This is a genomic window from Streptococcus parasanguinis, from assembly GCF_009717775.1.
Taxonomy (GTDB): domain Bacteria; phylum Bacillota; class Bacilli; order Lactobacillales; family Streptococcaceae; genus Streptococcus; species Streptococcus parasanguinis_AG.
In genome coordinates this window covers 207,985-228,480 of the sequence record NZ_WMZF01000007.1, presented here as the reverse complement: position 1 = coordinate 228,480, position 20,496 = coordinate 207,985, and the positions used below count along the sequence as shown (strand labels likewise).

General features: G+C 42.9%; 21 protein-coding genes. 16 read left to right on the top strand and 5 right to left on the bottom strand.

Translation table 11 applies throughout. The features are described from left to right. Window positions 1-57 precede the first annotated feature (57 nt). The 3 genes from GMC92_RS08930 to nrdI all read left to right on the top strand — a co-directional run bounded on the left by GMC92_RS08930 (window position 58) and on the right by nrdI (window position 2,837). Window positions 58-1,406 (top strand): IS3 family transposase gene (locus tag GMC92_RS08930; protein ID WP_155200200.1). Its coding sequence is split into 2 segments (ribosomal slippage): window positions 58-499 and window positions 499-1,406, totalling 1,350 coding nucleotides; the frame shifts between segments, so codons are not numbered across the junction. A gap of 401 nt (window positions 1,407-1,807) precedes the next feature. Next, a complete protein-coding gene (locus GMC92_RS08925) occupies window positions 1,808-2,320 on the top strand; it encodes an ABC transporter permease (protein WP_049471796.1) in 513 nt (170 codons plus the stop codon). Between the two features lie 61 nt (window positions 2,321-2,381). After that, window positions 2,382-2,837 (top strand): class Ib ribonucleoside-diphosphate reductase assembly flavoprotein NrdI, encoded by a 456-nt coding sequence (nrdI, locus tag GMC92_RS08920; protein ID WP_045760033.1) that lies wholly within the window; start codon window positions 2,382-2,384, stop codon window positions 2,835-2,837. 240 nt (window positions 2,838-3,077) lie between these two features. On the opposite strand, the gene GMC92_RS08910 is transcribed toward nrdI, so the two are convergent. Continuing rightward, window positions 3,078-3,323, bottom strand: a complete 246-nt coding sequence (locus GMC92_RS08910) for a hypothetical protein (RefSeq protein ID WP_023919916.1) — start codon at window positions 3,321-3,323, stop codon at window positions 3,078-3,080. A gap of 144 nt (window positions 3,324-3,467) precedes the next feature. Next, window positions 3,468-5,156, bottom strand: a complete 1,689-nt coding sequence (argS, locus tag GMC92_RS08905; RefSeq protein WP_155200199.1) for an arginine--tRNA ligase — start codon at window positions 5,154-5,156, stop codon at window positions 3,468-3,470. Between the two features lie 104 nt (window positions 5,157-5,260). Here argS and argR point away from each other — a divergent pair, with 104 nt between their 5' ends. Beyond that, window positions 5,261-5,701: an arginine repressor gene (argR, locus tag GMC92_RS08900; protein WP_023919910.1), complete on the top strand. Its 441-nt coding sequence runs from the start codon at window positions 5,261-5,263 to the stop codon at window positions 5,699-5,701. A gap of 120 nt (window positions 5,702-5,821) precedes the next feature. After that, complete coding sequence (gene mutS, locus GMC92_RS08895; RefSeq protein ID WP_129824857.1) at window positions 5,822-8,371, top strand: DNA mismatch repair protein MutS; 2,550 nt, start codon at window positions 5,822-5,824, stop codon at window positions 8,369-8,371. Window positions 8,372-8,405: 34 nt separating this feature from the next. Here the strand turns inward: mutS and GMC92_RS08890 are convergent, their stop codons facing one another. Next, window positions 8,406-8,861 carry a DUF3021 domain-containing protein gene (locus tag GMC92_RS08890; RefSeq protein ID WP_021154102.1) on the bottom strand — a complete coding sequence of 152 codons (456 nt, stop codon included), beginning with the start codon at window positions 8,859-8,861 and terminating at the stop codon, window positions 8,406-8,408. Continuing rightward, on the bottom strand, window positions 8,855-9,295 hold the full coding sequence (locus GMC92_RS08885) for a LytTR family DNA-binding domain-containing protein (protein WP_049503862.1): 441 nt from the start codon (window positions 9,293-9,295) through the stop codon (window positions 8,855-8,857). Before GMC92_RS08885 ends, GMC92_RS08890 begins: the two co-directional genes overlap by 7 nt. A 248-nt stretch (window positions 9,296-9,543) precedes the next feature. Here GMC92_RS08885 and mutL point away from each other — a divergent pair, with 248 nt between their 5' ends. From mutL to GMC92_RS08870, 3 genes are read left to right on the top strand one after another with little or no spacing between them, the layout of a single operon-like run. Next, complete coding sequence (gene mutL, locus GMC92_RS08880; protein WP_155200198.1) at window positions 9,544-11,487, top strand: DNA mismatch repair endonuclease MutL; 1,944 nt, start codon at window positions 9,544-9,546, stop codon at window positions 11,485-11,487. Between the two features lie 20 nt (window positions 11,488-11,507). After that, window positions 11,508-12,101 carry a Holliday junction branch migration protein RuvA gene (gene ruvA / locus GMC92_RS08875; protein WP_155200197.1) on the top strand — a complete coding sequence of 198 codons (594 nt, stop codon included), beginning with the start codon at window positions 11,508-11,510 and terminating at the stop codon, window positions 12,099-12,101. 9 nt (window positions 12,102-12,110) lie between these two features. Further along, window positions 12,111-12,674 carry a DNA-3-methyladenine glycosylase I gene (locus GMC92_RS08870; protein WP_155200196.1) on the top strand — a complete coding sequence of 188 codons (564 nt, stop codon included), beginning with the start codon at window positions 12,111-12,113 and terminating at the stop codon, window positions 12,672-12,674. 55 nt (window positions 12,675-12,729) lie between these two features. On the opposite strand, the gene GMC92_RS08865 is transcribed toward GMC92_RS08870, so the two are convergent. Next, complete coding sequence (locus GMC92_RS08865; protein WP_155200195.1) at window positions 12,730-13,767, bottom strand: S66 family peptidase; 1,038 nt, start codon at window positions 13,765-13,767, stop codon at window positions 12,730-12,732. Window positions 13,768-14,144: 377 nt separating this feature from the next. Here GMC92_RS08865 and GMC92_RS08860 point away from each other — a divergent pair, with 377 nt between their 5' ends. From GMC92_RS08860 to GMC92_RS08825, 8 genes are all read left to right on the top strand, one after another. Next, entirely contained in the window at window positions 14,145-15,413 is a 1,269-nt protein-coding gene (locus GMC92_RS08860; protein ID WP_155200194.1) for a competence/damage-inducible protein A, read from the top strand. A 119-nt stretch (window positions 15,414-15,532) separates the two neighbouring features. Then, entirely contained in the window at window positions 15,533-16,678 is a 1,146-nt protein-coding gene (recA, locus tag GMC92_RS08855; RefSeq protein WP_155200193.1) for a recombinase RecA, read from the top strand. A gap of 87 nt (window positions 16,679-16,765) precedes the next feature. Continuing rightward, complete coding sequence (spx, locus tag GMC92_RS08850) at window positions 16,766-17,164, top strand: transcriptional regulator Spx (RefSeq protein ID WP_003009108.1); 399 nt, start codon at window positions 16,766-16,768, stop codon at window positions 17,162-17,164. A gap of 135 nt (window positions 17,165-17,299) precedes the next feature. Continuing rightward, the gene (locus GMC92_RS08845; RefSeq protein ID WP_118096155.1) at window positions 17,300-17,896 is read left to right on the top strand and encodes an SP0191 family lipoprotein; all 597 of its coding nucleotides are present in this window, start codon (window positions 17,300-17,302) and stop codon (window positions 17,894-17,896) included. Between the two features lie 123 nt (window positions 17,897-18,019). Next, window positions 18,020-18,286: an IreB family regulatory phosphoprotein gene (locus GMC92_RS08840; protein WP_003002070.1), complete on the top strand. Its 267-nt coding sequence runs from the start codon at window positions 18,020-18,022 to the stop codon at window positions 18,284-18,286. Beyond that, complete coding sequence (ruvX, locus tag GMC92_RS08835; RefSeq protein WP_023919889.1) at window positions 18,286-18,705, top strand: Holliday junction resolvase RuvX; 420 nt, start codon at window positions 18,286-18,288, stop codon at window positions 18,703-18,705. Before GMC92_RS08840 ends, ruvX begins: the two co-directional genes overlap by 1 nt. Window positions 18,706-18,727: 22 nt before the next feature. After that, window positions 18,728-19,033 (top strand): DUF1292 domain-containing protein, encoded by a 306-nt coding sequence (locus GMC92_RS08830; RefSeq protein WP_003001941.1) that lies wholly within the window; start codon window positions 18,728-18,730, stop codon window positions 19,031-19,033. A 157-nt stretch (window positions 19,034-19,190) separates the two neighbouring features. Continuing rightward, the gene (locus tag GMC92_RS08825; protein WP_338324055.1) at window positions 19,191-20,423 is read left to right on the top strand and encodes a bifunctional folylpolyglutamate synthase/dihydrofolate synthase; all 1,233 of its coding nucleotides are present in this window, start codon (window positions 19,191-19,193) and stop codon (window positions 20,421-20,423) included. Window positions 20,424-20,496 lie beyond the last annotated feature (73 nt).

The following is a 20,496-nucleotide window of genomic DNA, read 5'->3' as shown; positions in this document are numbered from 1 at the left end:
TGAACTGCACCCCAAAAGTTAGACAGAAAAAAATCTAACTTTTGGGGTGTTTTTATTATGAAATTAACTTATGAAGATAAAGTTCAGATCTATGAACATAAAAAACAAGGGCGAAGCTTCAAAGAGCTTTCAAATCAATTTGGGATAAACATTTCTAATCTTAAGTACATGATTAAATTGATTGATCGTTATGGAATAGAAATCGTCAAAAAAGGAAAGAATTGTTACTATTCTCCCGAACTAAAACAAGAAATCATTGATAAAGTTCTGCTTGAAAGTCGTTCACAAATAAAGGTATCTCTAGATTATGCTCTTCCAAGTGTTGGAATGTTGCATAATTGGATAGCACAATATAAGAAAAACGGGTATACTATTGTTGAGAAAACAAGAGGAAGGATACCTAAAATGGGACGTAAGCCAAAGAAGAAACCCGAAGAGATGACAGAACTAGAACGTCTTCAAGCAGAAAATGAGTACTTGAGAGCGGAGAATGCGGTTCTAAAAAAGTTGAGAGAACTCCGATTGAGGGACGAAAAAGAGCAAGAAGAAAAACGGAAATTGTCCTAGGATTGGTAACAGAGTTTGCTTTAGAGATTCTTCTAAAGATTATTAAGCTTGCCCGTTCAACTTATTATTATCATTTAAAACAGCTCGATCAAAGCGATAAGGATTATGATGTTAAAGTTGAAATTCAATCTATTTTTACTGAGCATAAAGGGAATTACGGCTATCGTCGAATGACTCTTGAATTGAGGAATCGTGGTTTTGTAGTGAATCATAAGAAGGTCCAACGTCTGATGAAGGTCCTTGGTTTAAGTGCTCGTATTCGTCGTAAACGGAAGTATTCTTCATACCAAGGAGAGATTGGTAAGAAAGCAGATAATCTTATTCAACGCCAATTTGAAGCAACCAAGCCAATGGAAAAGTGCTACACAGATGTGACCGAGTTTGCCATTCCAGCAAGCAATCAAAAACTTTATTTATCGCCAGTTTTAGATGGTTTTAATAGCGAAATTATCGCCTATAATCTTTCGACTTCACCGAATTTAGAACAAGTGAAAGCTATGTTAGACCAGGCCTTTACTGAGAATCATTACACAAATACAATTCTTCATAGTGATCAAGGATGGCAGTATCAACACCAGTATTATCATCGTTTTTTAGAGGATAAAGGAATTCAACCGTCCATGTCACGTAAAGGAAACAGCCCAGACAACGGCATGATGGAATCCTTCTTTGGCATTTTGAAATCGGAAATGTTTTATGGTTACGAGAATACATTTAAGTCACTTAACCAATTGGAACAAGCTATTGTAAACTATATTGACTATTACAACAACAAACGAATTAAGGTAAAACTAAAAGGACTTAGTCCTGTACAATACAGGACTAAATCCTTAACTTAAATTATTTGTCTAACTTTTTGGGGTCAGTACAAAGTCCTTCTGGCTTTTTTGATGGAGTGATGACCAAATAGTTGCGAAAAAGGACAGAATAGTTTATGGATAAGGAACAGAAATGGGTTTCAAAGACTAAATGGTGTTGAAATCAAGCAGAATACAAATAAAGGACTAAAATAGAGGGAAATCCGCTATACTAGTTCTGTTCGAATGAAAGTTTATCGGACTTCGTTAGATCTCTAATCATACAGTTGTGATATCTTTTTCATCTTTTGCACCCATTATTTTCCAAATGAATTTCATTTGAACGTATCAGTGATCAGGCAAGTGCTTCCACGGTTTTGAGGTGCTTGCCTTTCTATCTGTATCGCGATATAATAGGGTGTAAGAAATGAAAAGGAGTTTGTATGAAAAAGAAACCTATCTATCTTTACATCCTGTTATTTTTCTCTACGGTTGGAACCCTAACATCAGCTGTCTCAACCTTTGGAGCTTCAAAGAGTTTTGAGCTGACAGATGATTTTGCGAAACAACTTGGTTTAACAACGGCTCAAGACAAGGCTGACTACGTGACATATTATGAGAAATCGGCCCAACTCAATCAGTCTCCACTAACCTTTTTATTTGTTTCCCTGATTCTGATTGCTTTGCTTGCAACTTTCTATTTCCTCTTTATGAAGCAGGATCTGTTAACAGCCCATTATACTTACATGGGGCAGATTTTATTAAGTCAAGCCTTCTCTTGCTATAATTATTTTGCAGGGCGTCCACTATTAGCTAGTTTTTCAAACCCGTCCCTTCGCCAACGATATTTGGCATCTTCATCCATTGCTTTGTTACTCTTGACTGCTTTATCTCTTCTCTTCCTTGGAATTGTTTTGTATAAAACCTTGCGTTTGAGAAAAGCTCAAGCGGCATAATAGATAAGTTTGAATGGAGCTCTCTTAGAGGATAAGAGAGCTTCTTGATTGGAGAAAAAAGATGAAAGTATCCTTTGTTTATATTAGTCTGAGTGGAAATACAGAGAGTTTTGTCCGTCGCTTAAGTGACTATTTGCTGGAAGCTCATCCCGGACTTGAAATCGAGAAAGTGCATGTGAAAGACCTGGTCAAAGAGGGCCAGCCCTTCTTTGAAATGACCAACCCTTTTATCACTTTTTTGCCAACCTATTTGGAGGGTGGAAATGGTGTTGACAACGGCGATGTGGAAATTTTGACGACAGATGTTGCGGATTTTATTGCTTACGGAGATAACGCCAGCAAGTGCTTAGGAGTGGTTGGATCAGGCAATCGGAATTTTAACAATCAATATTGTTTAACCGCTAAGCAGTACAGCCAACGCTTTGGTTTCCCTATGTTAGCCGATTTTGAAATGCGGGGGATGTTGGGAGATATTAAAAAAGTAGCTGCCATTGTAGAAGATTTGTATCATCTTTAAAATAAAGAGAGTGGGACAGAAATCGGTAATTCGTTAGAATTCGATTTCGTCGTCCCACCTCCGCACAGTTGAGTAGGGCTGTAAAAGCTGATGAAATCAGCGTAGTAGAGCCCACTCAACCACTGCGTCTTGCTCGACAATCCAAAAATAATTGAGAGGCTAGGACTTTTGTCCCAGCCTCTTATTTGTTGCGACTGAATAGAAGAGGAGTCACATTTTATATGACTCCTCTTCTATGGCTTATTTTAATTTTTCAGTGATTTCTTTAGCAAGTAGGAGTCCCAATCGATAGTCTTTGTTGATGGCGTGGATGACATCGTTGATGTTGTCGGTCTCTTGGATTTTTTCCTTGATGCTATCTTTGAAAGCTTGATCTTTCAAGAGTTGCTCTTGTAAGAGCCGTTGTAGTTTTTCTCTTTCGTACTTGTTAAATAAAAAGAGGACCACTAAACTGATGAGGATTAAGATGTAAACGGTTTGATTCATAGATTTCTCCTGTATATAAAGGATCTGAAAATGTAGAGCATTGGGCATGAGAAAAGGAGTGAGAAAGAACTAAATTGAATCTCATTTAGTTTCTCCTCTCACTCCCATAAGAGATGTTCTACTTATCAATCATTAGATAAGAAATTACATTTTCTCAGGCGCATCGACACCAAGTAAGCGAAGGGCTTCTTTCAAAACAACTGCTGTTGAGTAGCTAAGAGCAAGACGGCTTTCGCGTTCTGGGCTTTCATCCAAGATACGAGTGTGTGCATAGTATTTGTTGAAGGCTTGAGCCAAGTTGATAGCATATTTTGCGATCAAGGATGGATCATAGTTTTCAGCAGCACGTTTCACGACACGAGAGAAGTCTTGGAGAAGCTTGATGATTTCCCAGCTTTCAGGATCGCTCAAGCTGTATGTCGCATCTGTAGATGGTGTGAAGTTGGCTTTGCGAAGGATGGATTGGATACGAGCGTAAGCGTATTGAACGTAAGGTCCAGTTTCTCCTTCGAAGGATACCATGGCTTCGAGGTCGAAGTCATACCCGTTGCGACGGTCTGTCTTCAAGTCGTAGAATTTAACCGCACCAACACCGACTGCATGTGCCACTTCTTCCTTGTTTTCAAGTTCAGGATTCTTTTCTTCAATCTGAGCTTTGGCACGAGAGATGGCTTCTTGAAGAGTTGGTTCGAGCAGGATGATATTTCCTTTACGAGTTGACAATTTTTGGCGGTTTTTTGTCACCAAACCAAAGTCAACGTGAACCATATCGTCACTCCAGTCAAATCCCATTTTCTTCAAAACAGCTTTCAACTGACGGAAGTGGTTGGATTGTTCTTGACCTACAGCATAGATGTTTTTCACAAAGTTGTAAGTCCGTGCACGGTAGATAGCGGTTGCGATATCACGCGTGATGTAAAGAGTGGCACCGTCTGATTTCTTAATCATAGCTGGTGGAAGGTTCACATCATCAAGTTCAACGATACTAGCCCCTTTAGATTCTTTCAACAAGCCTTTGTCTTCAAGGATTTGAACCCCTTCATCCATCTTGTCGTTGTAGAAAGCTTCTCCGTTTAAGCTGTCAAATTCAACACCGAGGAGTTTGTAGATACGGTTGAATTCTACCAAGCTTTCGTCACGGAACCATTGCCACAATTCTGTTGCTTCAGGATCTCCATCTTCCAATTTTTTGAACCATTTACGTCCTTCTTCATCAAGCTCAGGATCGTTTTCGATTTCAGCGTTGATCCGAACGTAAAGTTTTAACAATTCATCGATTGGGTTGGCTTCGACAGCTTCCTTGCTACCCCATTTTTTGTAGGCCACCATCAAGAGACCGAACTGTTTACCCCAGTCCCCCAAGTGGTTGATTTTAATCGTGTTGTAGCCCATTTTGCGGAAGATGTTTGAAAGAGCATCCCCGATAACGGTTGAGCGCAAGTGACCAACTGAGAATGGTTTTGCGATGTTTGGGCTTGAAAGGTCGATGGTAATGTTTTGACCTTTACCTTCGTCTTGTTGACCGTAGTCTGCACCTGCTTCGATGACGGATTTGATTACCTGATCAGAGATCTTAGATTTGTCTAAGAAGAAGTTCACGTAAGGTCCAGTTGCAACGACTTTTTCGAAGGCGCTTTGGTCGATCTTTTCAGCAATATCTGCAGCGATTGCTTGAGGAGCCCTGCGTTCCACTTTTGCAAGTGAGAAGGCTGGAAAAGCAATGTCACCAAGATCAGATGATTTTGGTTGTTCAAGCAAATTTAAAATAGCATCTTGGTCAAGAGAGTCAATCACTTTGGCCAATTCACTAGCAATGAGTTCTTTATTGTTCATATTAGCTCCTTAGTCCTTTTAACTATTATTTTAACACAATTCTGAGCGAATTTTCAATTTTTTTGGTATAATTTAAAGTATATTTATTCAAAAGTGGAGGTCCAATGAAAAAGACAGAACGTCACCTTTTGATTCAACAAATGATTCGAAATGAAAAATTGTCGACTCAAAAAGAGATTCAGGATCGATTAGAAGCAAAAGGAATTGCTGTAACGCAAACAACTCTGTCACGAGATTTGCGCGATCTGGGTCTAGTCAAGGTGAAACGAAAAGACCAGTTGTATTATATTTTGCCCAATGAGCCTGAGGTGGCGGAGATTTATATTATGTTGTCCAGCCACGCCAAGTCTGTCTCACGAGCGGAATTCACCTTGGTCTTGCGGACAGAGCTAGGAGAAGCAGCTCTCTTGGCCAATGGTGTAGATGAAATGTCAGATGAGCGTATTTTGGGAACAGTAGCAGGGGCCAATACCCTCTTGATTGTCTGCCGTGACCAAGAGGCGGCTATTGAAATTCAAAATGAAATTTTAGGGATGATGCAGTAGTCAAGCCCCGTTGGAGAGAAAGAGAGATGTCAAAAGGAGGAAGATAGTGAGCTATCTACTCCTGTTTTCATCTATGGAGCTTGTGTCAAGAAACGACGCAACAGTAAGGAATAAAGAAGTATGGCAGTAGAGAAAATATCCCCTGGAATGCAGCAGTATCTAGATATCAAAAAAGATTATCCGGATGCCTTTTTGCTGTTTCGAATGGGAGATTTTTACGAATTATTTTATGAAGATGCAGTGAATGCAGCTCAAATTTTAGAGATTTCCTTAACCTCACGGAATAAAAATGCAGAGAATCCGATTCCCATGGCGGGTGTTCCCTACCACTCGGCCCAGCAGTACATCGATGTTCTCATCGAACAGGGGTATAAGGTAGCGATTGCGGAACAAATGGAAGATCCCAAAGAAGCCAAGGGGGTCGTTAAGCGTGAAGTCGTACAGGTGATCACGCCGGGTACAGTGGTGGATTCGACCAAGCCAGATAGTGAGAACAACTTCCTGGTTGCTTTGGATCGTTCAGGAAATGAGTATGGGCTAGCCTATATGGATCTGGTGACAGGGGAGTTTCAGGTGACGACCCTCAATGACTTTAGCATGGTTTGTGGAGAAATCCGCAATTTACGTGCGCGTGAGGTGGTCCTGGGTTACGAGTTGCCAGAACAGGAAGAACGTGTGTTTGTTAGCCAGATGAATCTCTTGTTGTCACATGTAGAGACGGCGCTTGACGATGTTCAACTCTTAGGGGATCAGTTGAGTGAGCTCGAAAAGAAAACGGCTGGAAAACTTCTCCAGTATGTCCACCAGACACAAATGCGGGAATTGAGCCACCTCAAAAAAGCCCATCATTATGAGATTTGCGATTTCTTACAGATGGACTTTGCGACCAAGGCTAGTCTTGATTTGACAGAGAATGCGCGGACTGGGAAGAAACATGGTAGCTTGTATTGGTATTTGGATGAAACCAAGACGGCCATGGGCGGTCGTTTGTTGCGGTCCTGGATTCAGAAACCCTTAGTCGATTTGAAACGGATTCGAGAGCGCCAGGACATCATTCAGGTCTTTATGGATCATTTCTTTGAACGGAGCGATTTGACCGACAGCCTCAAAGGGGTCTATGACATTGAACGCTTAGCGAGTCGGGTTTCCTTTGGCAAGATCAACCCTAAGGATCTCTTGCAGCTAGGAGATACTCTGGGGCATGTGCCGACGATCAAGTCGATTCTACTGGGGATTGGTGATCCAGTCTTAGATGTCTTGATTGCACGCTTGGATGAACTTCCTGAGTTGCACCGCTTGATTACCTCAGCTATTGCTCCGGAAGCGTCTGCTGTTATTACGGAGGGAAATATCATCCGAACTGGGTTTGACGAGCAATTGGACCAGTACCGTGTCGTTCTTCGGGATGGTACTGGTTGGATTGCTGAGATTGAGGCCAAGGAGCGCGAAGCCAGCGGCATTACAGGTCTAAAAATCGATTACAACAAGAAGGATGGCTACTATTTCCATGTCACCAATTCTCAATTGAGTCACGTTCCTGCTCACTTTTTCCGCAAGGCGACCTTGAAAAATTCAGAACGCTTTGGTACGGAGGAATTGGCTCGCATCGAAGGAGATATGCTAGAGGCGCGTGAGAAGTCTGCTAATCTGGAATATACGATTTTTATGCGGATTCGGGAAGAAGTTGGCAAGTATATCCAACGTCTGCAACAATTAGCTCAGGCGATTGCAACGGTTGATGTTCTACAAAGTTTAGCCAGTGTCGCTGAGTCGCAACGGTTGAATCGTCCCCTTTTTCATGAAGAACGACGAATCGCAATCGACAAAGGCCGCCATCCGGTTGTTGAGAAAGTGATGGGAGCCCAGTCCTATATTCCTAATAGCATCTTTATGGATGAGGAACGGGATATTCAGCTGATTACGGGGCCAAATATGAGCGGGAAGTCTACCTATATGCGCCAATTGGCGATCATTGTGATTCTTGCCCAGATTGGCTCCTATGTTCCAGCGCAAAAGGCCGAGTTGCCAATCTTTGATGCGATTTATACTCGGATCGGAGCTGCTGATGACCTGGTATCGGGTCAGTCTACCTTTATGGTGGAAATGATGGAAGCCAATCACGCCATTCGCAAGGCAACACCCCAGTCCTTGATTTTGTTTGATGAGTTGGGACGGGGAACGGCGACCTATGATGGGATGGCCCTCGCCCAATCCATCATCGAATACATTCACGATCGAACCGGTGCCAAAACCTTGTTTGCGACTCATTACCATGAGTTGACGGCTCTCTCAGAGACCTTGTCCCGTTTGGAAAATGTCCATGTTGCGACCTTGGAGCGAGATGGTCAGGTTACCTTCTTGCACAAGATTGAATCCGGCCCAGCAGATAAATCCTATGGGATTCACGTGGCCAAGATCGCTGGTTTACCAGAAGAATTGCTGAAGCGGGCGGATGCGATTTTGACCAAGCTCGAAGGACAAGCCCAGCAAGTACCGCTTGCAGATGCAACTCCTAAAAAGGAAGTGTCTTCGCAGGTTGCTGAACAAATGTCCCTCTTTGAGGAGGAGGCAGAAAATACAGTGATCACAGAATTGAAAAATCTGGATCTCTACAATATGACTCCCATGGAAGTCATGATGGCAGTCGCCGAATTGAAAAAGAAATTATAATAAAAGATCCTCGTGATGGCGAGGATCTTTTATTTTAGTGGTTAGTAATGCTTTGATTGATTTCTTGGACTTGTTTTTTATAAAAATGATGGGAGACCAACCAGATGATCACGTAAACGAGGGTGAATTCGACAACGAGTGAGAAGTAAAATCCGAGTCGTGCTGGAAACCAGCCGGCCAAGGTAGCTAGGGGAATAAACCCAAGTAACATGAGTAGGTAATGGCTCAGAGTAGCCCGTAAGAGGCTCCAGTCTTTTTGAAAGAGGAGACTTCCGAAGCTAAAGAGGACCCCAATCGCACCCCAAACGAGAGCACAATAGAGCATGACCAGTGAGCCGTGAACATGATGCAAGAACATCCAGCGACCGACTGCAGAGTTGGGACTTAAGGGAAGGTACAACTCAGGTGAGAAGAGATAGGAAAAGAAGATGGATAAGATGAGCCCGATGAAAATCCCTTTTAGGGCGTCAGAAAAAGATTGTTTTAGCATGATAATTTCTCCTTAATGGCTTTCAAGTAACGACGGGAGGAGTAGGTCAGACTCCCGTTTTTAAGATAGATTTGCACCGATCCTCCACTAGTAAAGTGCAGGTGATCGATTTCTTTTGTGTTGATAATTTCAGATTGGGAAATTTTGAGAAAGCAGGTCGGTAAGTCTTCAGATAACTGATAGAGTGGCCCAGTCAGAATAAATTGATCTGTCATGGTCTCACCAATTACTTGCCGATTTTCAATGTAAAAACGTTGGAATAGCTGGCTTTCGATCAGGTAAGCTTCCCCATCCTTTTTGGCACGTAAGCGTCCTTTTTGATCCAATTCTTCCACAAAGTCACGGATTTTCTCTACACGCGCAGATAGTGCAGGTGCTGTGATCATCACCGCTTCTTCTTGGAAGTGGGAATCAATGTGTACTTCAACTTTCATAAGATCGTTTCTCCCTCCTTTGGGTAAAGTCGGTTGGCCTGCTAGCCCGGCTCCTTCTTTACACTACTATTAAACACTTTTTCCAAAGGGAAGACAAGGAGATTTGTCTATGTGGTCGTTTTCTTTGCCTATGCGGTTTTTAAGGAAGAAGATGGGACTGGCCTCTATTTTTTAAGAAAGGGAGTCTTGTGGATCTGTGGTATAATAGAGCTACATGTATCGGTGAAAAAATAGGTAAAGGAGCAGACATGTCACAGATTATTGAATTGCCAGAAGTCCTAGCCAATCAGATTGCGGCAGGTGAAGTGATTGAACGACCTGCTAGTGTGGTCAAGGAATTGGTTGAAAACTCGATCGATGCTGGAGCTAGCCAGATTGTTGTTGAAATCGAAGAAGCAGGATTGAAGTCGATTCGGATTACAGACAATGGGGAAGGAATTGCGCACGATGAGGTCGCTTTGGCCCTCCGTCGACATGCGACCAGTAAGATCAAGAGTCAAGCGGATCTTTTTCGTATTCGAACGCTTGGTTTTCGTGGTGAGGCCATGCCTTCCATTGCTTCTGTCAGTATTCTAACCCTTCTAACGGCGCAAGAAGGAGCTGCTCACGGGACCAAATTGGTCGCAAAGGGTGGCGAAATTGAGGAGTTGGAGCCAGCGACAAGCCCTGTCGGGACCAAGATCACAGTGGAAGATCTCTTTTTTAATACCCCTGCTCGTCTCAAGTATTTAAAGAGCCAGCAGGCAGAGCTATCCCATATTGTGGATATTCTCAATCGCTTGAGCTTGGCCCATCCTGAGATTGCCTTTACCTTGATTAATGATGGAAAAGAAATGACCAAAACAGCGGGGACTGGCAATCTCCGGCAAGCGATTGCGGGTGTCTATGGCCTTGCGTCTGCTAAGAAGATGGTGGCCATTGAAAATCGTGACCTAGATTTTGAAGTGACGGGCTTTGTGTCTTTGCCTGAATTGACTCGTGCCAATCGCAATTACATCAGTCTCTTTATCAACGGCCGTTACATCAAGAATTTCTTGCTCAATCGAGCTATTTTAGACGGCTACGGCAGTAAACTCATGGTGGGGCGCTTTCCGCTTGCGATCATTAATATCCAGATCGACCCTTACTTAGCGGATGTCAATGTTCACCCGACCAAGCAAGAGATTCGTATCTCCAAAGAACGGGAACTGATGGCCTTGATTTCCCAAGCGATTGCGGACGCTTTGAAAGAGCAGGACTTGATTCCGGATGCTCTAGAAAATCTAGCCAAGTCGACCATTCGCCGAACAGAAAAGCCAGTTCAGACAACCCTGCCTTTAAAAGAAAACCGTCTTTATTATGATCGAGAAAGTCAAGATTTCAAACTTCGACCAGAAGTGGCAGATCCTCAACTGCCTCTAACAGAAGAGGTAGCTACTGATTCTACAAGCCAAGGAAACCCAGTAGAAAAACCGACAAGCGCGATTAAGTTTGCGGAAAGAAAGGCTGTGGTTTATGATGAATTGGATCACCCAGAGTTGGATCTGGCTAGTCTAGACAAGGCCTATGATAAGTTGGATGGGGAAGAACATTCGACCTTCCCAGAGTTGGAATATTTTGGTCAGATGCATGGAACCTATCTCTTTGCCCAAGGCAATGGGGGCCTTTATATCATTGACCAGCACGCGGCCCAAGAGCGCGTCAAATACGAAGAATACCGGGAGAGCATCGGGGACGTGGACGGCAGTCAGCAACAACTGCTAGTGCCTTATATTTTTGAATTCCCTACAGACGATCTGATCCGCCTGCAACAGCGCAAGCACCTCTTAGAAGAAGTGGGCGTCTACTTAGAAGAATACGGAGCTAACCAGTTGATCTTGCGGGAGCATCCGATCTGGATGAAGGAGGAAGAGATCGAGTCGGGTATCTATGAAATGTGTGACATGCTCCTCTTGACCAAGGAAGTGTCCATCAAGAAATACCGGGCTGAGTTGGCCATCATGATGTCCTGCAAACGCTCCATCAAGGCCAACCACACACTGGATGATTACTCCGCACGGGATCTCATCTACCAACTGTCCCAATGTGACAACCCTTATAACTGCCCCCACGGCCGTCCCGTCTTGGTCAACTTTACCAAGTCGGATATGGAAAAGATGTTCCGACGCATTCAGGAAAATCACACCAGTCTACGGGAATTGGGCAAGTATTAAACAAACAATAAAGGAATCTTATGTACGAATACATTAAAGGAATTTTAACGAAAATCACCGCTAAATACATTGTGGTAGAAACAGCTGGGATCGGCTACCTTTTGCATGTGGCTAATCCCTATGCCTACTCTGGCAAAATGAACCAAGAGGTGCAAGTCTATCTACACCAAGTGGTCCGGGAAGACGCCCACCTTCTTTATGGTTTTGAAACCGAAGAAGAGAAACAGCTCTTTTTAAACTTGATCTCAGTCTCTGGGATTGGACCTGTCTCAGCTCTGGCTATCATTGCTGCGGATGACAATGCAGGCCTTGTCCAAGCCATCGAAAGCAAGAACATCACTTACTTGACCAAGTTTCCGAAGATCGGCAAGAAAACAGCCCAACAGATGGTCTTGGACCTAGAAGGTAAGATCAATCTTGATCTAGAAGATGCACCGGCTCAGTCCAAAGCCAAAGTTGCAGAAGAAAACCAAGCCTTGGAAGAAGCCATGGAAGCCATGTTGGCATTGGGCTACAAGGCAACGGAACTTAAGAAAATCAAGAAGTTCTTTGAAGGAACGACAGATACAGCAGAGAACTATATCAAGTCTGCCCTTAAGATGTTGGTGAAATAGGAGGTTCCTATGCCAAAACGTTGTGGCTGGGTTAAAATGAATAACCCGCTCTATGTAGCTTACCATGATGAAGAATGGGGTCGGCCCCTCCATGATGACCAGGCGCTTTTTGAGTTGCTCTGTATGGAGACTTATCAGGCCGGTCTATCTTGGGAAACGGTGCTCAATAAACGGCAGGCTTTCCGAGAATCTTTTCATGGTTACCATCTTCAACGCGTCGCAGAGATGACCGACTCTGACCTGGAAACTTTGTTAGACAATCCAGCCATCATCCGCAATCGTGCAAAGATTTTTGCGACACGGGCCAATGCTCAAGCCTTTCTACAAGTCCAGGAGGAATTTGGATCGTTTGATGCTTATCTTTGGTCTTTTGTCAATGGGAAAACCATCGTCAATGATGTTTCAGATTACCGACAGGCTCCAGCGAAGACAGCTCTTTCTGAGAAGCTAGCCAAGGACCTCAAAAAGCGTGGTTTTAAGTTCACCGGACCAGTCGCAGTTTTATCCTACCTACAAGCAGCAGGCCTGGTCAATGATCATGAGAATGATTGTGAATGGAAAAACGGTGATTAGTGAGTATAGGTAACTAGAGTATCTGAGAATATAGAAAAAAGCTGAGAAATTTTTCTCAGCTTTCTTTGTTATAGTCAAAGCGAATGACTTGCTCCGTTGCATCTACATGGGCGTGTACTCCGAAGGGGACAATGGCTCTTGGAGTTGCGTGTCCGACATTCAGATTATAGACAATCGGGATATTGCTATCAATGATATCCAATAGTGCTTCTTTATAGTCGTCATAGAAAGTTTCATCCATAGGTTTTCCGACTAATAGTCCACTGATGACCTCGAATATACCAGTGTCCTTTAAAGTCTGCAACATTTTTTTGAAATCATCAGGTTCAGGCTTTTCTTGACTTGTTTCTAGCAATAGAATCTTTCCTTCCCAGTCGGATAAGTCAGGGAAAAGTTTGTATTTTTGGCAGAGGTCTGTGCTATCTGCGTGTAGAGAGTTGTCAAAAATATCATAGAGAGACTCAAGACAACCACCGAGGATTTCTCCCTCAAACTGAGCATTGCCTTGTAACAAGTCAAAACCTGTATTTTCATGACTAACACGAGGTGTTCCCAGAGCCTTGGGACTAAAATCAGTCCGTTCCTCGTACCAAACGTTACTAGGGCGAATTTCTGAGATTTTTCCAGTCTCAATCAATTCTTTAAAGTAGTGGCGGCTATATGGCAACATTTCCTTGTCTAATTCACAAATATCTGCAAAAAAGGATTGCCCATAAAAAGTCTTGATTCCTAGTTTATGCAACATGAGATGGTTCATGGTCGTATCCGAGAAGCCAAGAAAAATCTTTTGTTTGATAACCTTTTGTAGTTGGTCATTTTCAAAAAGATAAGGTAGCAAGCGATAGGTATCGTTTCCACCGATGGCGCATAATATCATGTCGATACTATCATCAGAAAAGGCCTGAATCAAATCCTCCGCACGAGCTTCGGGATGTTCTTTGATAAAGTCTAAGCCTTTTAGTGAATGAGGTAAAAAGATAGGATTGAGTCCCAGGTCTTTGAGTCGTTGGATCCCCAAGTCCACTTCGTGCTTGACAAAGTCCTCTCCGATAATCCCACTAGATAAACTTATAATACCAATAGTAGAAACCATATCTCATCCTCCTAGAAAAAATTGATGCTATTGTATCACAAAAGATGAGGGGAAACAATAAGAATTAGAGTCAGAAGAAGGCTTTTAGATCAAGAAAGTAGTAAAAAAGCAACCACTCGATATGGTTGCTTCAGAATATAGATAAGCTCTATCAACAATAGAAAATAGCCCTTTTAGAAGTTGGTTACTACGTAGTTAAATCTCTTAGGAATGCTGATGTAATAGTATTTCTAAGAGTTTTTTACTTTATACTCTAAAAGAAAAAGATTGAAGAAAGTTGTCCAAAATGGACTTTATCTTCAATCTGTTTTTTAAATAATTTAGGAAATTGTGTTAAAATGAAATGAAAATTACGAATAGTATAAGTAGGAGGCCCCATGAAGGCGGAAATTATTGCAGTTGGAACAGAAATTCTAACAGGACAAATTGTCAACACCAATGCTCAATTCTTGTCTGAAAAATTGGCTAGTTTAGGAATTGATGTCTATTATCATGTGGCGGTAGGAGACAATGAAGGCCGTCTCTTCTCGACCATTGAGACAGCTTCAAAACGCAGTGATTTAGTGGTTTTATGTGGTGGACTTGGGCCAACAGAGGATGATTTGACCAAGCAAACCCTTGCTAAGTTCTTAGGGAAAGAACTGGTTTTTGATCCGACAGCGCTTGCCAAACTCGACACCTTCTTTGCTAGTCGCCCTGATTATGTCCGGACGCCCAATAATGAGCGACAAGCACAAATGATTGCTGGCTCAATCCCCCTTCAAAACCGTACAGGTCTCGCGGTTGGAGGTTTGATTGAAGTCGATGGTGTGACCTATGTCGTTCTTCCTGGTCCTCCAAGTGAGTTAAAACCTATGGTTAACGAACAATTGGTGCCTCATTTGACAACAGGGGAACAGCTCTTTTCTAGAGTTTTGCGCTTCTTTGGGATTGGGGAAAGCCAGCTGGTTACGATCCTAGCAGATATCATTGAAGAGCAGAGTGATCCGACAGTGGCTCCTTATGCCAAGACGGGAGAAGTGACCTTGCGTCTGTCTACAAAGGCGAAGGATCAGGCAGAAGCAGATGCGAAGCTCGATGTCTTAGAAAAGGAAATCTTATCCCGCCACACCTTGGACCATCAACCCTTACATGAACTGTTTTACGGTTATGGAGATGACAATTCGATGGCCAAGGTGGCCTTTGATCTCTTGAAACAGACTGGTAAGACGATTACAGCTGCAGAAAGCCTGACGGCTGGCCTCTTCCAAGCGACCCTGGCAGATTTTTCAGGAGCGTCCAGCATCTTCGCGGGTGGTTTTGTCACCTATAGTTTGGAAGAAAAAAGCAAGATGTTGTCTATTCCAGCTCAAGAGTTGGAGCAACATGGAGTAGTGTCTCATTTTACAGCTCAAGCCATGGCTTCACAGGCCCGTAAGTTAACAGGATCCGATTATGGTGTTAGCCTGACCGGAGTTGCGGGGCCAGATAGTCTGGAAGGGCATCCAGCAGGGACCGTCTTTATCGGACTTGCAACTCCAAATGGAGTAGATAGTGTCCAAGTCAATATCGCCGGACGTAGCCGGACGGATGTCCGCGAAATTGCAGTTCTTCATGCCTTTAATTTGGTACGCTTGGCTGTATTAAATGGTGAAAATTTGGTATAATGAAGCTTGTGCCAAATGAAGAATAATTCTAAAAATGGATAGGAAATGTGCCTTTCAAATGACGGGAAACGTCGGTGAGTTGCATGCATTTCCTGTATAGTAAAAAATAGGAGAAAAGAATGGCGAAAAAACAGAAAAAATTAGATGATATCTCTAAGAAATTTGGAGATGAGCGTGAAAAAGCGCTCAATGATGCCCTGAAGTTGATCGAAAAAGACTTTGGTAAGGGATCGATCATGCGTCTGGGCGAACGTGCAGAGCAAAAAGTACAAGTCATGAGCTCTGGTTCCTTGGCGCTTGATATTGCCTTGGGTGCTGGTGGTTATCCAAAAGGTCGGATCATCGAAATCTATGGTCCAGAATCATCTGGTAAAACAACCGTTGCCCTCCATGCAGTAGCGCAAGCACAGAAAGAAGGAGGCATTGCTGCCTTTATCGATGCGGAGCATGCCTTGGATCCATCTTATGCAGCAGCTCTTGGGGTCAATATCGACGAACTTCTCTTGTCTCAACCAGACTCAGGGGAACAAGGACTTGAAATTGCTGGTAAATTGATCGACTCTGGTGCGGTTGATTTGGTGGTTGTCGACTCTGTTGCGGCCTTGGTACCTCGTGCGGAAATCGATGGAGATATCGGGGATAGCCACGTTGGTTTGCAAGCGCGGATGATGAGCCAAGCGATGCGTAAACTCGGAGCTTCGATCAATAAGACCAAGACCATTGCCATCTTTATCAACCAATTGCGTGAAAAAGTTGGGGTCATGTTTGGGAACCCTGAAACCACACCTGGTGGTCGTGCCCTTAAATTCTACGCTTCTGTCCGTTTAGATGTTCGTGGAAACACTCAAATCAAGGGGACTGGGGACCAAAAAGATACCAACGTTGGTAAGGAAACCAAGATCAAGGTTGTGAAGAACAAGGTAGCTCCACCGTTTAAAGAAGCCATGGTCGAAATCATGTATGGGGAAGGAATTTCACGTACAGGTGAATTGGTGAAGATTGCAACAGATTTGGATATCATCCAAAAAGCGGGCGCGTGGTACTCATATAATGGCGAAAAAATTGGTCAAGGATCTGAAAATGCTAAGAAATTCTTGGCTGACCACCCAGAAATTTTTGACGAAATCGACCACAAGGTTCGGGTTCATTTTGGTTTGATCGAAGAAGACGAAGCAGTGAAAACCCCTGATAAAACTGAAGAAGCAGCTCCTGTCGTAGAAGAAGTAACTCTAGATTTAGATGACGCGATTGAAATTGAAGATTAATTTTTTTCAAAATAGGTCGCTAGACTGATGGTTTTTGTGTTATAATTTAATACGATAGTATTATCGTGTAGCGAAAGGAGTGCATGCATGATTAAAATTTATACAGTGTCAAGTTGCACCAGCTGTAAAAAAGCAAAGACTTGGCTCAACGCTCACCAGCTAACTTATAAAGAACAAAACCTCGGTAAGGAAGGAATCACCAAAGAAGAATTATTGGATATCCTTACAAAGACTGAAAATGGAGTGGCAAGTATTGTCTCTTCAAAAAATCGATACGCTAAAAATCTAGGAGTGGACATCGAAGACTTGAGTGTCAATGAAGTCATTGACATCATCATGGAAACACCTCGTATTCTTAAAAGTCCGATCTTGGTAGATGACAAACGTCTCCAAGTGGGCTACAAAGAAGATGATATTCGTGCCTTCTTGCCACGATCAGTTCGAAATGTAGAAAATGCAGAAGCGCGGATGCGTGCAGCTCTTTAAAGCGATTGAAAATCAGAAACAATTTGTTTCTGATTTTTTCTTGTTAAAAATCGGAATGAAAAGCAGTTTACTGCGCCATTTTACGAAATCTATGATACAATATTTTAGAAAACAATAACTAGTAAGGAATGGAAAATGAAAAGGAAAATCTTCTTATTGGGTGCGCTTGCCTTGTGTTTGACGGGATGCGGTCAAAAAAAACAAGCGAAAACGCCAAATTCAAGTGAACAAAAGGCAATCCAAGCAAAAGCAGAGCAACTGCAAAAGGATAATAAGAGTATCCTGCAAAAAGCTGAAGAAAATAAAGTCATCACTAGAACCTTTGTCTTTCCAAAAGATGACAAGGGGACACAACAGACGCAAATCGTCACCTATGTGGGGAATACCTTTAAAAAGTTGGAGACCATCAATGTGACGGCAACCGATGAGGAGTTGAAAAAAGGGATCCAACAGGTTGGAATAGAGGAAGCGCAAAAGCAATTGAGAGAATCCTTTAACAAGGACGATGCCTTTAAGGAAGCTTTGACAGTGCCAGGTTTCACAGCTGATTTAACCTTGGAAAATGAGAATGAATACAAGGTAACCATTACCTATGATTTTGAAGCGATGGATGTGAAGAAGGCCGAAGGCATGACTTACTTCAAAAACAATCACTTACCAGAGTTGTTGAAGCTGACACCGAGTCAATTTGCGGATAATCTTATCAATGCTGGAGCAAGTGAGCAAAAATAAAAAACAGTTTAGCTAAAATAGCTCAAAAATGCTTGAAAAAGCCGTAAAATCAAGGGCTTGGCCGTTGTGGAAAACTCTTAATTATGGTATAATAGTAATATTCTAAGGAAAGAGGGTGTTCTTGTGGGATTTACAGATGAAACAGTACGTTTTAATCTTGATGATTCAAATCGTAAGGAAATTAGCGAGACCTTGAAAGATGTTTACTTGTCACTGGATGAAAAAGGCTACAATCCAATTAATCAAATCGTAGGATACGTACTCAGTGGTGATCCTGCCTATGTACCTCGTTATAATAATGCACGGAACCAAATTCGTAAATATGAACGAGATGAGATCGTGGAAGAATTGGTACGTTATTATTTGAAAGGGCAAGGAATAGACCTCTAATGAGAATTATGGGATTGGATGTTGGCTCAAAGACCGTTGGGGTTGCTGTGAGTGATCCTCTCGGCTTTACAGCTCAGGGTCTTGAAATCATCCAAATCGATGAAGATAAAAAAGAATTCGGTTTGGAGCGCTTAGCTGAATTAGTGGCTCAATACAAGGTGGACCGTTTTGTTGTGGGCTTGCCGAAAAACATGAACAACACCAGCGGACCGCGTGTGGAAGCCAGTCAGGCTTATGGCGCCATGATTGCTGAAAAGTTTGGGTTGCCAGTCGACTACCAAGATGAACGGTTGACAACAGTTGCTGCAGAGCGGATGTTGATTGAGCAAGCAGATATTAGCCGTAGCAAACGTAAAAAAGTTATTGATAAGTTAGCAGCGCAGCTTATTTTACAAAATTATTTAGATCGCAATTTTTAGAAAGAAAACGAGGAAGAATAGTATGGCACATGATCATAACCACGACCATGAAGAACGTGAATTAATCACATTGGTGGACGAACAAGGAAATGAAACCTTGTTTGAAATTCTTTTGACCATTGATGGCAAAGAAGAATTTGGAAAGAACTATGTCCTTTTGATCCCTGCAAATGCAGAAGAAGATGAAAACGGCGAAGTTGAAATCCAAGCTTATTCATTTACAGAAAACGAAGACGGAACAGAAGGCGACCTTCAACCAATCCCAGAAGACTCAGATGCAGAATGGGATATGATCGAAGAAGTCTTCAACAGCTTTATGGAGGAGTAAAAACATCCAGTGGATGTTTTTACCTCAACTCCTAGAAACTAGAAAGAGTTGGTAAGTCCGATGGACTTGCTGTAAAAATGAGAAAGAAATAACTACAAAAGAAAGGAGCGCAAACGTCAGAAGAGGTTTTGTCGCTTTTTTCTTTTAGGAGGAAGATGTGAATAAGATTGAGCAATGGATGAATAGTCGGATCGGTCTGAATTTTCGATCGGGACTGGATCGTATGGAGAAGGCAGTGAGCCTTTTAGGAAGACCGGATAAGGCTTATCCGATCCTTCATGTGACAGGAACCAATGGGAAGGGATCCACAATCGCCTTTCTGCGTCAATTGTTGATGGCTCATGGGAAGAAGGTTGGGACCTTTACTTCTCCTCATATGATCAGTATCCATGATCGGATTTGTATTGGGGATCAGCCGATTTCAGATGAAGATTTTACTCGGATTGGCCAAGAAGTCCAACAAATGGAGCAGACCTTGCTTCAAACCCAGGACCAACTCTCTTATTTTGAGATTATCTGCCTCATGGCCCTCTTGTATTTTAAGGAACAAGCTGTGGACGTGGTCTTATTGGAAGTTGGTATCGGTGGGCTTCTAGATACCACCAACGTAGTGACGGGAGAGATCGCAGTGATCACTTCGGTTGGTCTCGATCACCAAGAAACACTGGGAGGGACGATTGCGGAAATCGCCCAGCAAAAGGCAGGAATCTTTAAGAAGGGCAAGAAAGCTGTGGTGGGTCCCTTGTCGGATGATGCTGTAGCTGTTTGTCAAGAAAAAGCGGAGCAATTGGCTGTGGGTCTCCACGCCTTCCAGAAAGATTTTGGCATAGAGCAGGATCGCTTTTGGAATGAAAGCGTGGAACTTGTCTTGCCGTCTCTAAGCTTGAAGGGTGATTACCAACGGGAAAATGCTGCAGTAGCTCTGGAGGCCTTTTTCCTCTATATGGAGGGCCTAGATGAAGAAGTGGATATGGAGCAGGTCAAGCACGCCTTGCAAGAAACGCGGTGGCCGGGACGTCTAGAGTTGTTTGGTGACCAGGTGTATCTGGATGGCGCTCATAATCCTCATGCTATGTTGCGCTTGATCGAGTTTGCCAATAGCTTAGCAGGAAAGCGCGTGAAGATTTTATTTGGGGCCCTCAAGCGAAAAGATTATAGCGGGATGCTCCAAACGCTTCAAGCGGGATTGCCAGAAGCTGAATTGATTTTGACGACCTTCCATTACGGAGAAGTGGTGGCACAAGGCGACCGACAAGACCTGCCCTATGTAGCAGACTACAAGGCCTATATCAAAGAATTTATGGATCAGAGTTACCCAGATGAAGTCTTATTTGTCACAGGATCCTTGTATTTTATTTCGGAAGTAAGGGCATTTTTATTAGAGGGGTAAACAATTGACCTAAAGACTTTCTTGGCGTATACTGGTGGTAGATAGTATACGGTTATGGCGAAAGGAGCCGATC